Source organism: Arthrobacter sp. TMT4-20, assembly GCF_054510775.1.
In genome coordinates this window covers 176799-191581 of sequence record NZ_JBTNDW010000004.1, presented here as the reverse complement: position 1 = coordinate 191581, position 14783 = coordinate 176799, and the positions used below count along the sequence as shown (strand labels likewise).

10 protein-coding genes are annotated in these 14783 nt (G+C 66.1%); 5 read left to right on the top strand and 5 right to left on the bottom strand.

Annotated elements, in window-relative coordinates:
- The first annotated feature begins 103 nt into the window (after window positions 1–103).
- Window positions 104–343, top strand: a complete 240-nt coding sequence (locus ACX80Z_RS06205; RefSeq protein ID WP_459315286.1) for a YegP family protein — start codon at window positions 104–106, stop codon at window positions 341–343.
- Between the two features lie 23 nt (window positions 344–366).
- Here the strand turns inward: ACX80Z_RS06205 and uvrA are convergent, their stop codons facing one another.
- Complete coding sequence (gene uvrA, locus ACX80Z_RS06200; RefSeq protein WP_459315285.1) at window positions 367–2901, bottom strand: excinuclease ABC subunit UvrA; 2535 nt, start codon at window positions 2899–2901, stop codon at window positions 367–369.
- 10 nt (window positions 2902–2911) lie between these two features.
- Window positions 2912–6193: a DEAD/DEAH box helicase gene (locus tag ACX80Z_RS06195; protein ID WP_459315284.1), complete on the bottom strand. Its 3282-nt coding sequence runs from the start codon at window positions 6191–6193 to the stop codon at window positions 2912–2914.
- A gap of 148 nt (window positions 6194–6341) precedes the next feature.
- Between ACX80Z_RS06195 and ACX80Z_RS06190 the strand changes: the two genes are divergently transcribed.
- The gene (locus ACX80Z_RS06190) at window positions 6342–7313 is read left to right on the top strand and encodes a hypothetical protein (RefSeq protein ID WP_459315283.1); all 972 of its coding nucleotides are present in this window, start codon (window positions 6342–6344) and stop codon (window positions 7311–7313) included.
- 21 nt (window positions 7314–7334) lie between these two features.
- On the opposite strand, the gene ACX80Z_RS06185 is transcribed toward ACX80Z_RS06190, so the two are convergent.
- Window positions 7335–8105 (bottom strand): hypothetical protein, encoded by a 771-nt coding sequence (locus ACX80Z_RS06185; protein WP_459315282.1) that lies wholly within the window; start codon window positions 8103–8105, stop codon window positions 7335–7337.
- A 300-nt stretch (window positions 8106–8405) separates the two neighbouring features.
- On the opposite strand from ACX80Z_RS06185, the gene ACX80Z_RS06180 reads away from it, so the two are divergent.
- The gene (locus ACX80Z_RS06180; protein WP_019483883.1) at window positions 8406–8609 is read left to right on the top strand and encodes a cold-shock protein; all 204 of its coding nucleotides are present in this window, start codon (window positions 8406–8408) and stop codon (window positions 8607–8609) included.
- A gap of 120 nt (window positions 8610–8729) precedes the next feature.
- On the opposite strand, the gene ACX80Z_RS06175 is transcribed toward ACX80Z_RS06180, so the two are convergent.
- A complete protein-coding gene (locus ACX80Z_RS06175; protein WP_459315281.1) occupies window positions 8730–9926 on the bottom strand; it encodes a benzoate/H(+) symporter BenE family transporter in 1197 nt (398 codons plus the stop codon).
- A 96-nt stretch (window positions 9927–10022) separates the two neighbouring features.
- On the opposite strand from ACX80Z_RS06175, the gene ACX80Z_RS06170 reads away from it, so the two are divergent.
- Window positions 10023–10565, top strand: a complete 543-nt coding sequence (locus tag ACX80Z_RS06170) for a helix-turn-helix domain-containing protein (RefSeq protein WP_459315280.1) — start codon at window positions 10023–10025, stop codon at window positions 10563–10565.
- Between the two features lie 22 nt (window positions 10566–10587).
- On the opposite strand, the gene ACX80Z_RS06165 is transcribed toward ACX80Z_RS06170, so the two are convergent.
- The gene (locus ACX80Z_RS06165; RefSeq protein ID WP_459315279.1) at window positions 10588–14130 is read right to left on the bottom strand and encodes a TM0106 family RecB-like putative nuclease; all 3543 of its coding nucleotides are present in this window, start codon (window positions 14128–14130) and stop codon (window positions 10588–10590) included.
- A 183-nt stretch (window positions 14131–14313) separates the two neighbouring features.
- Here ACX80Z_RS06165 and ACX80Z_RS06160 point away from each other — a divergent pair, with 183 nt between their 5' ends.
- Window positions 14314–14772: a DUF3817 domain-containing protein gene (locus ACX80Z_RS06160; RefSeq protein WP_116778164.1), complete on the top strand. Its 459-nt coding sequence runs from the start codon at window positions 14314–14316 to the stop codon at window positions 14770–14772.
- The last annotated feature ends 11 nt before the right edge of the window (window positions 14773–14783 follow it).

Sequence of the window (14783 nt, the reverse complement as noted above, 5' to 3'; positions counted from 1 at the left end):
CCTGAAAATACCGCGAAAATATCCTCCCGGACCGTACCCATTGGACCTAAGGATGCTTAGTATGTAGGTACCGTTCAGACATTCCTTACAAGGAGGTAAGAAAGTGTCAGGCTACTTCAAAATAGTGGATGCGCACGACAGCGGGTACCGGATCAAACTCATGGCAGGAGACGGCGCGCTGGTGGCTGTTTCCACCTACTACCAGACGAAACCCGAAGCGGTCGCAGGCATCGAAGAAATGCGCGAAATTGCCGGCACCGGGCCGGTCGCCGATCAGAGCCACAGTTACCACCCCAGCGCGAATGCGGCGGGAAAACAGGCCTTCAGTGGGCAGCGCCGCTGACCAGGTCAGGTGTTTGAAGGTCCTCAGCCGGCGGTGTTGAGTCTCCGCGTCAGGTAGGGCGCGGTTCGGCTGACAGTGCTGTCAGCGACCGACGACGGCGTCCCTTCGGCCACGATCCGGCCGCCGTCGTCGCCGCCGGAAGGACCCAGGTCCAGCACCCAGTCCGCCGCGGCGATCACCGACATGTCGTGTTCGACGACGACGACGGTGTTGCCGGCGTCGACCAGGTTGTTCAGCTGCGTCAGCAGCAGCTGCACGTCCGACGGGTGTAGCCCGGTGGTGGGCTCATCCAGGAGATACAGGGTGTGGCCGCGGCGGGCACGTTGCAGCTCGGTGGCGAGCTTGATACGTTGCGCCTCACCGCCGGAGAGCTCGGTGGCCGGCTGGCCGAGCCGCAGATAGCCCAACCCCACCTGGCGGAGCGTGGTGAGGCTGCGTGCAGCTGCCGGAACGTCGGCGAGGAATTCCGCGGCGGCGTCGACGGTAAGTCCGAGGACATCGGCGATGGTCCGGCCCTGATAAGTGATCTCAAGGGTCTCCGGGTTGTAGCGCGCTCCGTCGCAGGTGGGGCACGGCCCGTAACTGCCGGGCAGGAACAAAAGCTCGACCGAGACGAATCCCTCGCCGAGACACGTCTCGCAACGGCCGCCGGTCACATTGAAGGAGAATCGGCCGGCTCCGTACCCGCGGGCTTTGGCTTCGTCGGTGGCGGCGTACAGCTTGCGGACGGCGTCAAACAGGCCAGTGTAGGTGGCGAGGTTGGACCGGGGGGTCCTGCCGATCGGGCGCTGATCCACCCGGACCAGCCGGTCGATCAGGTCGAGGCCTTCCACATGGCCCACGGTCATGTGGTCCCCGGGTGCGCAGTCGCGGTCGCTGCCGTCGTCGTCGGAATCGTCCGCCGGGGCGCCCGCCCGCAGGTAATCGTTGACGACGTCGGCAAGCACCTGGGAGACCAGCGTGGACTTGCCGGAGCCGGAGACACCGGTAACGGCGGTCAGCACGTTGAGGGGTATGGCCGCGTCAAGGCCGCGGAGGTTGTGCCGGGTGATGTCGCTGAGCGTGAGCCAGCGGCTGGGTTCCCGCAGTGCTGCACGGGCGGCGGGTGGCGCTTGTTCCGGGAAGAGGAACGGGCGGGTGACTGAGGCTTCGACGTCGGCCAGTCCCGCCACAGCACCGCTGTAGAGGACTGCGCCGCCAGCTTCGCCGGCTTTGGGTCCCACGTCGACCACCCAGTCCGCGCTGCGGACCACGTCCATGTCGTGTTCCACCACGAACACCGAGTTACCCGAGGATTTGAGCTGCTGCAGGACCTCCAGCAGCGGTTCCGCGTCGGCGGGATGCAGACCAGCCGAGGGTTCGTCGAGGACGTAGATCACGCCGAACAGGCCGGAACGGAGCTGGGTTGCGATGCGCAACCGCTGCATCTCACCGGGAGACAGGGTGGGGGTGGGTCGACGGAGACTGAGGTAGCCCAGCCCCAGGTCCAGCAGCACGCTGACGCGCTGGTGCAGGTCCTTGGTCAGGGTGACGGCAACCTCCGTGGTTTCGCCGGAGCTCAGGGCGCGTGAGCTGGATCCCGCGTGCTGCAGGGTGGCGGTGGGTTCAACGATCGCCGCGAGCTCGGCTAAGGGGACGGCGGTGAGCTCGGCGATCGAGTACCCGGCGAAGGTCACGGCGAGCGCGGCCTGTTGCAGGCCGCTGCCCTCGCACAGCGGGCAGGGGCCGCTGTGCATGAATTGGAGGACACGTTCCCTCATCGACTGGCTGGAGGAGTCGGCGAGCGTGTGGAGCACATAGCTCTTCGCGCTCCAGAAGCGGCCCCTATAGGGCTTGGCGACCCGGTCCCGCTGGGGGGTGACCTGGACAACCGGCTGCTCTTCGGTGAAAAGGATCCAGTCACGGGATTCCTTCGGGAGCTGGTGCCACGGGGTGTCGATGTCGTGACCAAGTTCACCCAGGACGTCGCGAAGGTTTTTGCCCTGCCAGGCTCCCGGCCAGGCGGCGATGGCGCCGTCGCGAATGGTCAGGGACGTGTCGGGAACAAGGGATTCCTCGCTGACGGTGTGGGCGATGCCCAGGCCGTGGCACTGCGGGCAGGCGCCGGCGGCGGTGTTGGGGGAGAAGGAATCGGAGTCCAGCGACTCGGCGCCCTCAGGGTAGGTACCCGCCCGGGAGAAAAGCATCCGCACCGAGTTGGACAGGGTGGTGACGGTGCCCACCGTCGAGCGGGAGCTGGGTGTGCCGCGGCGTTGCTGGAGGGCGACGGCGGGCGGCAGGCCGGTGATTTCGTCGACCCGCGGGTTGGAACCCTGCTGGATCAGACGACGCGCGTAGGGGGCGACGGATTCGAAGAACCGGCGCTGCGCTTCGGCGTAGATGGTGCCGAAGGCGAGTGAGGATTTCCCCGAGCCGGAGACACCGGTGAAGGCGACAATTGCATCCCGTGGCACGTCGACACTCACGTTGCGGAGATTGTTTTCCCGAGCTCCACGCACCTGGACAAATCCGGTGGTGGGGGTGGCTGCGGGCAGGTCGGCTGATAGTTGTTGACTCACCCCTTCGACTTTAGCCCTCCAACAGGCCACGGATGTCGTCGGCGGTCAGGGCTGAGCTGAAGACGGCGTCATCATCGAGCACCGAACTGAACAGTTTCGCCTTCTGTTCCTTGAGCTTCATCACCTTTTCCTCGATGGTGCCGGTGGCCACCATCCGGTAGACCATGACGTTGCGGGTCTGGCCGATGCGGTGGGTGCGGTCGACGGCCTGCGCTTCGGTGGCGGGATTCCACCACGGGTCGAGGAGGAACACATAGTCGGCTTCGGTGAGGTTCAGGCCGAACCCGCCGGCCTTGAGGCTGATCAGGAACACCGGCGCCCGGCCGTCCTTGAACTTGTTGATCACGTCCCCGCGGCGCAGGGTGGACCCGTCGAGGTAGCTGTACTCGATCCCCTGGGCAGTTAGCCGCTCGGCGGCTTTTTTCAGGAACGAGGTGAACTGGCTGAACACCAGGGCCCGGTGCCCCTCGGCCACCACATCCTCGAGCTGTTCGAACAGGACGTCGAGCTTCGCCGACGGGACGCCGTCGTACGCCTGATCCACCAGCGAGGCGTCCAGGCTCAGCATCCGCAGCAGGGTGAGGGACCTGAAGACGATCATCCGGTTGCGGTCCAGGTCATCGATCAGGCCGAGCAGTTTTTGGCGTTCGCGCTGCAGGTGGGTCTGGTAGATCTTCCGGTGCCGGGGATGCAGCTCAACCTCCAGGACCTGCTCCTGTTTAGGGGGCAGGTCAGAGGCGACAGCCTCCTTGGTGCGCCGCATCAGCAGAGGCCTGATCCTGCGGCGCAGGCGGGCGAGGCGTTCGGTGTTGCCGGACTTCTCGATCGGGTTGCGGTAGTCCTCGGTGAACCGGCGGGCCGACGGGAACAGGCCCGGCGCGGTGATGGAGAACAGCGACCACAGCTCCATCAGGTTGTTCTCCATCGGCGTGCCGGTAATGGCGAGCTTGAACGGCGCCGAGAATTCCTTGGCGCACAGGTGCACCTTGGCGGTACGGTTCTTCACGAATTGCGCCTCGTCGAGGATCAGGCCCGCCCATTCCGGTGCCTGGTAGCCCTCGAAGTCGAGCCTGAACAGGGTGTAGGAGGTGACGACGACGTCGGCCCCCGCCGTCAGGGCCGCCAGATCGCTGCCGCTTTTCGCCTGGGTGTCGGTGACCCCGACGACGGCGAGGCCAGGGGCGAAGCGCTGGGCCTCGGAAACCCAATTGGGGACCACGGAGGTGGGTGCGACGACGAGGAAGGGTTTGGTTTCGCCGGTTTCCTTGGCATGGGTGAGCAGTGCGAGGGTTTGCAGGGTTTTGCCGAGGCCCATGTCGTCGCCCAGGACCCCGCCGAGCCCGTGGTGGTAGAGGAACGCCAGCCAGTTGAAGCCGTCCTGCTGGTATGGGCGGAGCGTGGCGACCAGGGTGGCCGGCAGGGAAGTGGGGGTGATTTCCTGCAGGTCGTTCAGCCCTGCGACAGCGCTCCGCCAGCCCTGAGCCTCCTCGGTTTCCTCCGCCAGGTCCTCGAACTCGGCCCATAGCCCCGCCTGATACCGGCTGATCTTCAGGCCGGGCTCCCACTCGTTGAGCGCGCGGGCCTCTTCGATCAGCTCGCGGAGCTGCTCGAAGACGGGCTGATCCATGGACAGGTAACTGTTGTCCACCAGCTTGATCTTCTTTTTCCCCTGCGCGAGGGCCCGGAAAATGTGGTCGAAGGGGATCTTGCGCCCCTGCACTGTCACGAGTACGCCGAGGTCAAACCAGTCGCGGTTGTCGGTTTCGACTGTGGTGATGGTCAGCTGGGCCGGCTCGGTCAGTTCCTCGTAGGTGGGTTGCTCGCCGATCACGTCAACCCTGACGCCAGCCAGTTCCTGGAGCCGGGGCAGGGTGTCTTCGGTGAACTCGACGGCAGCCATGTCCTCGAGGGTGAGCGCCTGGAGCGGGGTGGTTCCGAGGTGGGCACGCGCGGTGCGGCTGATCTCCGCCTCGGCGGACGCGTCCCGATAGTCCTGCGCGCCGGGTTCCGGTCGCAGCGGCTTGCGCGTGGCGTCATCGCCGAGCCGATACTCCCAGTCCCAGGTCAGCTCCAGCCGGTCGCCGGACGTGTAACGAGCGGTCAGGATCAGCAGGGGAGGGGCGATGTCAGGGAACGTCACCGACCCGTCACTGCTGATCACCTCAATGGCCTGGCGCAGCCGCGGGTAGAAACTGTCGAGGAACAGTGGCTTTTCCCCGGCTGGGACGACCACCGGGGCCGTCTGCAACAGCAACCCGATGTCGTGATCGGTGAGCCGTTTGGATGTTGGGGCCAGCGTAACGACAGTGCTCTGGGTGGGGCTGCCTGGCTGCACCGTGTAGATGCCGTGGGTGCTGATCGGTCGGGCAGTGTCCGCTGGGTGCTGATGGCCGTCGATTTCCAGCACCGGGCACAGCTGCAACTGGTCCTCCGGGGTGGAGGTCGCATCGAGTTTCAGGCTGGCGGTGCCCGCCAGGACCACTGAGACGCCCTTGGTGGAGCCGACAAACTCGACGCCGAGGCGCTGTGCTTCGCGCAACAACTGCCACAGCAGCGGGTTGCTGAAGTCCTCAAGGTAGAGCCAGGAATCGTTGTTGCCGAAGTAGCTGACCCCGGTTCCGCGGTGGAGGGAGGGGAACTGGGAAAACCAGCGGTGCTGGTCGGGGTCGAGGAGGACGCCGTAGGTCTGGTAGCTGATGCTGCCCCAGGAGAGGTTGTTTTTGACCCAGTTGCCCCTGCTGTTGCGGACCACCGGGCGTACCCCGAGCCGTGGTGTGGCTGCCTTCCGCGATGATCGGGGTGACCCCCAGCCGTGCTGCGGGCTTGCGGCGGCGCGGAGCTCAAACTGCAGCGCGAGTGGGGTGGGCGGCGTCGGGGTGGTGACGCCGTCGTCGGGCGTTGGAGTGATCAGCCCGGATAACGAATTTTGCCAGCCGACCTGCTCCGCCTTTCGGATGGGGGTAGTAAGTTCCTGCCGGGAGAGCAGGTGCTCGGTGTTGCTTTGCAGCGCCGTGGCGGCCACGTGTTTGCAGTCGAGGCTGATGGGGCAGCTGCAGAAGCTGTCCCTCAGGTGGTACCGCCCGTCGCCCTTTTCGGACAGGAAGAGGCGGGTGCGGTAGGCGGCGGGGGAGTTTCCCTGCACCCGTGCGTCGAGGGTGTTGCCCGAGGGGTCCCAGGCGAGCTGGCTGACCGCACCCTGTTTCGCATAGGTTTGCCCGCGCTGGAACGAGGCGCCGCCCACCATGCGAATGATGTCGGTGACATCGATCATGGGGGAGCTGGTCCGTGGCATGGATTAATGCTCTCACGCGCCACCGACGGATCGAGTGAGCTAGGGAGGGGCAGCTCGAGAGCACTCGCGGCGATGAGATGGCGGTCAGAAAACCGGTGACTTGTGCCCGCCCCGGGCGTAAATTTTGGGGGAGGGCAGGGAGCAGGCCATGAAGCCAGGCACGGGTGTACGGCGCAAATTGGTAGGTTGCGTGGTGGCGTTGCTGCTCATCGCTCCGACCCTCTCCACTGCCGCAGTAGCGGCACCGCCCGGCGGTACGCAGCTAAGTGAGCTGCGGTATTACCAGGCCGCGGTCAATCTTTTCCCGGAGACGGACGGAGCCTATGCGGGCGCCGTCTCCTTCCGGCAGGACGTCAAAGGCGAGGCAACCGTCGATGTGTTCTTGTCCCGGGCTGCCACGATCAGCTGTCCGGACCTGAGTGAGGACATCGCTACCACCACGATCCAGACCGAAGGCAGGGGATCGCGGGAGCCCGGTCCGGTGGAGCTCGACATTGGGCACAGCCTCGAGGAGGCTTTGGGACACGCAGTCGTGGACCTGACAGTGACCGATAGCCCGGGATGCGGCGAACCTGAGTCGGTGTCGGTGCTGCCCGCACAGGACGTCCAGATCACAGTTACCGGGACGACGCCTGAGCCCACCGGTGGCCTCGGGGTTCTCTTCGAGGACGCGATAGTGCAGGCCAGCACCACCAGCCCACCGGAGCGAGCAACGACGGTCAGCGCGTCGAGCCTCACCGTCGAACTGGTTGACTGCGGTGACGGCACCACCGCCATCCGCGAGCAATTCGTTGTCGGGTCCGGGCCGGGTGTGCTGACCATCGGCCGCAAGCTGGGAACAGCCACCGCATCGGGGTCCATCCAGTTCGACCGATTCGTTAGCGACGGATGTCAGGGTGGCGAGCCGGTAACCGACACCGTCGTTCTCCCGGTGGATCTCAACCTCGCGGCGTCAGCACCGCTCGTGCGAGTCAGCGATACCCGCTGGCAGATCCGGCCAGGCGAAGGCGCTGAACGCACGAAAGGGTGGTACCTCGGGCGAGAGGCAACCGGCACCGTAGCGGTCGGGGCGGTGGCCGGGACGACGAATCTAGCCGCGATCGGCTCCTCCGGACCCTGACCCGCGATGTGGGTCAGGACGTTAGCCGGGGCTTCCACCGAGCACATCCACGTGCACGTGGTCGAGGTGGCGCAGGATCTCATTACCCGGGGCTGGCGCTTCGTAGTGGTGCCAGCCGCCCCGGGATAGATGAGCGCTCCAGAACTCGTCGTCGAAAATGACGTACTGGATGTCCAGATCCTCCGCGTGCGCAACGAGCCAATGGGACAGGATCCAGCCCTGGCGCCGGTTGTCCTCGGTCACCGGGCGGAAGAAGATGTCGATGGCACGGCCGTCGTAGTGAGTGGACTCTCCGCCGTGTCCCTGGCCGATCCCGCCCGGAGCGAACCCACCCAGGCTCTGGTCTCCGAAGACCTCGGTCATTGCCACCCGCACCTCTTCGGCGCGGGACGTGAGCCCGGAGCCGGTCAGTTCCTGTTCCTCGAGGTCGCTGGCTGCCGACCCCCGGCAGCTCAGACTGGGGCCCGCATCACTGGCCGGCCCGTCGGTCAGTTGTTGGAGCACCGCAGCGTCAATGCCAGTGGTGTCGGGGGCTTCCAGCCCCCTGAGGCGGAGCGCAACAGCTGTGGTGGCCAGCTTCGCCTCGTCGCGGTCAAGCCCGACGTCGCCCTCAGCCGTTTCGACCGTGCACTCCGGACCGGCCAGGAGCGAACTGCCCTCCACGCGCAAGCCACCGGCCAGGCCGGGTCCCAGGAACACCAGTACCGATCCGGCCACCCCGAGCAGGAGAATCCACAGGACCACCCACTGCGGCCGACGTCGTCGCCCGCCCACCTCGCCCCTTGCGATCACACACCCCTTCCGTCAACAACAACGCGTCAACGGGTTTAACTGGGCGGCCTGCCCGAATGGTTCCCTCCACCTATAAGGGTGTTGACCGGGCAACTGAGAGCGCCTGGCGCAGTGCCCGGTTTTACCTTCGGCGAATTCCATGTAGACTCGTACGCAGTTGTAGTGTTGCGCATTTTGTATTTCAAGCGGCGAAACCCAGACGGGCCAGCCGCTTTTTCTGTAGAAGCGGGAAACGAACGCCGCGACTGAAACTACCCGACAGTCGGGATCAGTTTCATATTTCCAGAAGGATGATTAAAAATGGCAACAGGTACCGTGAAATGGTTCAACGCTGACAAGGGCTTCGGCTTCATCGAGCCAGAAGATGGCAGCGCCGATGTGTTCGCTCACTTCTCCGCTATCAACTCGAGCGGCTTCAAGTCCCTCGACGAGAACCAGAAGGTTAGCTTTGAGACCGAGCAGGGCCCCAAGGGTCCTCAGGCCGTAAACATCCAGGTCGTCTAGTTCGACTTAGTGGTCAATGACCACTGAAATAGGGCGGGAAGCAATTCCCGCCCTATTTTGCGTTAAAGGACAAAACCCCGATCCAGAGGTGGGTGGGGTGCACCCGATCCGGGGGTCGGGCTATGGGCGCGGCTGATCGATTGACCGGCGCTCCAGCACCCAGCGGACCAGCAGGCCGGCGATCAGGGCCCAGAAGGCGCCGCCAACCCCTGCCAGGGTCAGCCCCGACGCGGCGACGAGAAAAGTCACGACGGCGCTCATCCGCTGGCCAACCTCTGCCAGTGCAGCAGCCAGCGCCGTCGCCATGGTCCCCATCAACGCCAGCCCGGCCACCGTCTCGATCAGGCCGGGAGGTGCTGCGGCGACCACAGTTACCAGCGCCGCTGACACGCTGGCCAGCACCAGATAGCAACAGCCCGCGCTAACGGCCGCGATCCACCGGCGGCTGCGATCGTGCCCGGCCGTCTCGCCAGCGGACAGTGCCGCCGACAGTGCCGCGAGATTCATGGCATGACCGCCGAAGGGCGCTGCCGCCGCGGTGCCGAGACCGGTGACGAACATCGACGGACGCCACGGTGTCCGGTACCCAAACGAAGCAAGAACCGCCACTCCGGGCACATTCTGTGAAGCCATCGTCACGATGTACAGCGGCAAAGCGATGCTGGCCATCGCCTGCACGCTGAATTCGGGGGTGGTGAGCTCAACCGTCGGTGCTGCGGCAGCCCAGTCGAGGGTGATCCGGTTGATCACCAGATAACCGGCGATCACCAGCAGGGCGCCCAGCAGGGTCAGGGGTACCGCCCACCGTGGGGCGAACCGTGTTCCCGCCAGCCAGATCAGGATCAAGGGCAGCACCAGGAGGGGAATACTCCCCAACGCCTGAAACGGCGCGAGGCACAGCGGGAGTAGCACCCCAGCGAGCATTGCCTGCGCCAGAGCGGTCGGAATGCGGCCGATCAACCGGCCCAGGGCAGGGATCGCGCCGGTGGCAACGATCAGCGCGCCCGTGACAATAAACGCGCCGACGGCGGCGGGCCACCCGCCGTCGTATGAGGCCGCACCAGCCAGCAGCGCCGCGCCGGGGGTGGACCAGGCCAGGGTGATCGGAAGCCGGTAGACAGTGGAGAGCAGGATCATTCCGGCGCCGAAGATGACAGTCAACGCAAGGAGCCCCGACGCAGCCTGCTGCTCGGTGGCGCCAGCCGCCCGCAAGCCGGCCAGTACCACCGCGAATGACGAGGTGAAACCAACCAGTGCGGTCACCACTCCGGCGAGCACTGGTTCCCGGAGGGTCGGGTGTGTTGCGGTGGGCGGCACGGTGTGGTCTCGCAATCTGTGCGGCTGGTCGAAGAGGTCCCGAAAACATCAGTTCTGTATACGGAACGCTGTTATCCTAGCCGGAGGAGGCCTTCAATGACCACTAGATCCACCCCCGATCGGCTGACCGCAGTGGGACGGACCATCAGGACGCTACGTTCAGAGCAGGGCCTCTCCCTGACGGGTTTGGCGGCGCAGGCCGGGATCGGCAAGGGAACGCTATCCGAGCTGGAGACCGGCCAACGCAACCCCACGCTCGAAACGCTGTATGCACTGGCCGCGCCATTGCACGTGCCGCTCGCGGTGCTCCTCGGCGAGGAACCAGGTGCGGAGGCCAGCGACGAAGCGGTCAGCGCTCGGCTGATGGGCAGCCGCCATCACGACGACGGCGGCATCACCGAGGTGTACTGGCTCACCATTGCGCCGGACGGTTCGCGGGTGTCACCCCCGCACGGCCCGGGCGTCGTCGAACACCTGCTGGTGGTCCGCGGCAGTGCGAGGGTGGGCCGCGCCGCCGAGGAGCTCACGATCACGGCCGGTGAGTTTCATTCGTGGCGCAGCGACGATCACCACTCCTACACCGCAGCAGGGGAGGGCGCCGTAGCGGTCCTGACCATCAGTTCACCGCCGCCCGGCTAAGGCAGCGCCCGGCTAAGGGCCACTACAGCAGGACACCCGTCCGCGCGGTGCACAAACCAATAAACGCCCCCAAATCCTCAAGCTGTTCTGGCCGGGACGGTAAATGGTGGGTGAGTTCGGGGGAGCGGATCACGACTGCCCGCCATTGCCCCCGCGATACTGCAACGTTGATCCGGTTGCGGTTCAGCAAGAAGCCGATCCCTCGCGGCGCCTCGGCTGCGGCGGAGCAGGCCATCGAGACGAGGACCACCGGGGCTTCCTGACCCTGGAACCTGTCGACGGTTCCCACCCTGACATCGCTCAGACCAGCTGCCGCAAGGTGGTCCTGGATCAGCTGGACCTGCGCGTTATACGCAGCCACCACCAGGATGTCTTCCGGCTCCAGGGGGCGCGGCAGCTCAGCCGCCCCGCCGGTCCACGACAGGCCCAGGTGACGGTGGACCTGAAGGACTACCTCGCCGGCCTCCTCGGGTGCTGAAGTAGTTCTCCCGGTGTGCGCCACTGCGATGCATTCCACCCCTGCTGGAGGTCCGTCGAGGAATCGTTGGGTAGCCGCCGGTGCCGACTCGAGTTTCCCGTCGTACGACAGCTGGGATACCGCTGCACAGAGGTCGGGGTGCAGCCGCCAACTGTCGGCCAGGAAGTAGCCCAGCTCGGGCGAGAGCGTGGCGTGGCCTGCCGAAAGCCAGCCCAGCGCCGACGTGTCCACCGGTTCGGGGTGGGTGCCCTGGGTGACCTGCGGGAGCTGCTGCGGATCGCCGAGCAACAACAGCCGCGAGGCGGCACGGGAAACGGCCAGCGTATTGGCCAGCGAGTATTGCCCGGCTTCGTCGATGACCAGCAGATCCAGTGAGCCAGGCGGAACCTTGCTTCCCGTCATGGTCCAGGCGGTGCCGCCGACCAGCGCCCCGCCCGGAGAACCCAGGAGCGTTGCAACGCCGTCGTCGGTGGCATGCGACCAGGGTGCGTGGGGATCCTTGGTCTTCTTCGCGGTGCGCTCGGCCGGGACGCCCGCGGCCAGGGCCCGCCGGATCAGGTGCTCCACCACCTTGTGGGACTGCCCCACCACACCCACCTTCCAACCGCGCGCCACGAGGGCCGCGATGACGTGGGAGCCGACATGGGTCTTTCCGGTGCCCGGGGGGCCCTGCACCGCCAGGTAGGAGTTGTCCAGGGCGGTCACGGCTTCGGTGATGGCGGTGACGTAGTCGCCGTCGACCACCACCGGCAGGGCCCGCAGACCAGACAGCGTGGGGCTGGCCCGACGCAGCACTTCCAGCCCGGGGCTGGGGGGAAGGCCGGGCAGGGCAGAGCCCACCTGGTGGGCCAGCTCGGACAGGGCGGCGCGGATGGTTTTCGTGGCGATGGGCTGATCGGGGGTCAACGCGACGGGGACCTGACCGTATTCGGCGCCGTTTTTCCTGAGCTTTTCACGGACCTCCAGCACATCCCTGACCCCGTCGTGGTCCCGGCGGATCACTTCGGTGCCAAACCAGCCAGCCCTGAGCGAGGTCCCAGCATCCTCGGCTGCCAGATCGTCAGGCAACGGCTGGTCATACATGCGGAACAGGGACTTACCCGGCTCGAAGTCCGACCCCTCGGCGGCTACTCCGGACAACCGGAGGGTGCGGACCGGGTTGCTGCGGGGGGTGGGCTTTTCCCAGTCGGCGAGCACCTCGGCCCGCTGCACCACGAAAACGTTCCGGGTGTCCGCCCAGTCCTCGACAGCCCTGTCCAGCCGGTCAAAGTGCTCCCACCAGAACTGCTTGTCTTCGCGGCGGTGATAGCCCACCGCGGCGGCGACCATCGCCACCGCCTGCTCGTCGTCGGTGAGCGCGCGGGTGGTCGGTAAGCCCTCCAGATAGTCCAGGAGCCGGGTTTCCTCAGGGCTGGGCTCCGCCAACTCGCCCGGCAGGTCAGCCCGCGGAGCGGGGGGAGCGGCGATGCCCCGCTCCGCGGCACGGTCCAGTAGCCAGTTACGCAGGCGCAGGGTCGACAGGCAGTCGTACTCGTTGTAGTCGCGGATGCCGGCCAGGATCTCGGCGGCCAGGGCGTCGTTCCCGGAATCCCGTGCCGTGCAATAGTCGGCATAGGCAACCACTGATGCTCCGGCGTCGGTCACGTCCCCGCTGCGCAGGTGCTCGCCCATGTAGAGGGGCTCAAGCTTCTTGATGCTGTAGGAGTGCTCCGAAATGCGCAGGCTGTGGCGCACCGTCTCGTAGAGGTCCACCAGAACGCCCTCCCGGAGCAGGGTGTCCACGGCGTCCTCGCCCACCACATGGGCGAGCGACAGGTTGCGCAGCGCCGTCTTCTCATAGGAGGCGTAATGGTAGATGTGCAGGTCGGGGTACAGGGCGCGGCGCTGCGCAACGTATTCCAGGAAGTCGGTGAAGGCATGACGTTCCTCGACGCGCGAGTGGGCCCACAGCGGCAGGAACGGCGGAGGGTCGCCGGCACGGTCCGGGTTCTCGACGACGCCGAACAGGTACTCCAACCCCCACCGTCCGGCGCTGTCCTGCCACAGGGGGTCGCCCTCAAAATCAAAGAAGATGTCGCCCTGGCTCGGCGCCGGGAGCGTGGCCAGCGTGTGATCGGGAAGTACCCGGTAGCTCAGTGTGGTGGGCACGCCGTCCTTGCCGGTGTACTCGACGCTGCCATCAGGGTGGGCGGTACCGGTCTGCATGCGGGCCTGGTCACGGAGCCGGAGCAGGCTCTTGTCCGTCGCGGGAACCTCCATGGCAGCGAGCTGGTCAATGGTCCTGATGTTGATCTCGTGCAGCTTCGCCCGACGGGTGGTGCTCATCCCGCCCACCAGCAGCAGGTCCCGGGTCTCGGCGACTTTCAGCTGGCAGTAGTTGCAGCGGCCGCAGGAAGAATGCGTGGGGCTGTCCCACAGCACCGGCTCGGGCTGGCTGCGGTGGGTGTCGATCAGGCGCAGGAACCGGTCGCGACGCTCGCGAAACACGGGCAGGATGTCCAACAGGCTGTGGACGCTATGGGCGCCGTTGCCCAGGACCAGGGTGACCTCGGGTGCCGTGGGGATGCCCGCCGCGAGCAGCTGGTCGCCGTAGGCCGCCAACTGCAGGAGAGCGCTCACCTTCGCGTGGCGGGCCAGTTTGGTGTCCCACACTGCATAGGAGCCTTCGGCGGTTTTCACCAGGAAATCGGATCTGCCATGGAACTGGCCGTCGAAAAACGCGGCCTGAAAGACGACGTCGGCGCCCGACCGGAGTGCGGCTATCGATTCCCGGTGCTTGGTTTCCAGCAGGGCACGTTCCATGCCCGCAGCGGGTACGACGTCGTACACGCCAGTCCCGGCAGCCGGATTCCACGGTCCGTGCTCGGCCATCAGGGCGTCAAGGACCTTGCGTTCATGAACGTCACCCAGGACGGCGGTGCGCTCCAGCATGGCGTCGACGTCGAACTCCGGTTTGGTGGAGCGGCCCAGCTTCTCGTCGAGGACGGAGAGCAGCCGGTACTCGCATTCGGCGGCAGTCACCAGATCGGTGGCCGAAAAAACCAGGTCCGGCAATGCACCGGGGACCGTCGGGTCGAGAAGAAACACTGTGCCTCCCAGCGGCTGCAACCTTGGAGCTGTTCACGGTATCAGGACGCTCTCAGCTAACCATTTCCCCCTGACAGTTTGGCGGGCGGCCCGGTCGGGTGTGACATGTCCAACGCCAGCCCGGTGAGGTCCGGCGGGCCGGGCTGCGGTAATTTGGAAGGACCGACCCCTTTGGAGAAACCGATGAGCCCCCGCATCCTGTTCCGCACCGTCGCCGTTGCCGAGGCGCTGACCTGGGCCTTCCTGCTCCTGGCGATGTTCCTCAAATACGTCACCCAGACAACCGAGGCGCTCATCTCGCCAGCGGGCGGGATCCACGGCTTCGTGTTCCTCATGTTCGTGGTGGTCACCATCTTCGTCTGGGTGAACCAGCGCTGGTCACCCAAGGTGGGGCTGCTCGGACTGCTCTCCGCAGTGGTGCCGCTCGCGTCGGTCGTGTTCGACCAGACCATGGAACGCCGCGGGAAGCTCGACGGCGGCTGGCGGCTCGCTCCCGGAGCTGACACCCCGCGCGGCCCAATCGAACAGCTGCAGGCCTGGGTGCTGCGCAAACCGCTGATCGCCGCCGTGGTGTCAGTGGCAGGCATCGCCGTGGTCTTCGCCGCCCTGCTCGTCATCGGCCCGCCGGTCCCCAGCAGCTAGTAAGTTGATAC

Excerpts from the sequence above, each read along its gene's own strand:
- ACX80Z_RS06195 (WP_459315284.1), bottom strand. The coding sequence starts at position 6,193 with ATGCCACGGACCAGCTCCCCCATGATCGATGTCACCGACATCATTCGC.
- ACX80Z_RS06190 (WP_459315283.1), top strand. The coding sequence starts at position 6,342 with ATGAAGCCAGGCACGGGTGTACGGCGCAAATTGGTAGGTTGCGTGGTG.
- ACX80Z_RS06180 (WP_019483883.1), top strand. The coding sequence starts at position 8,406 with ATGGCAACAGGTACCGTGAAATGGTTCAACGCTGACAAGGGCTTCGGC.
- ACX80Z_RS06170 (WP_459315280.1), top strand. The coding sequence starts at position 10,023 with ATGACCACTAGATCCACCCCCGATCGGCTGACCGCAGTGGGACGGACC.
- ACX80Z_RS06160 (WP_116778164.1), top strand. The coding sequence starts at position 14,314 with ATGAGCCCCCGCATCCTGTTCCGCACCGTCGCCGTTGCCGAGGCGCTG.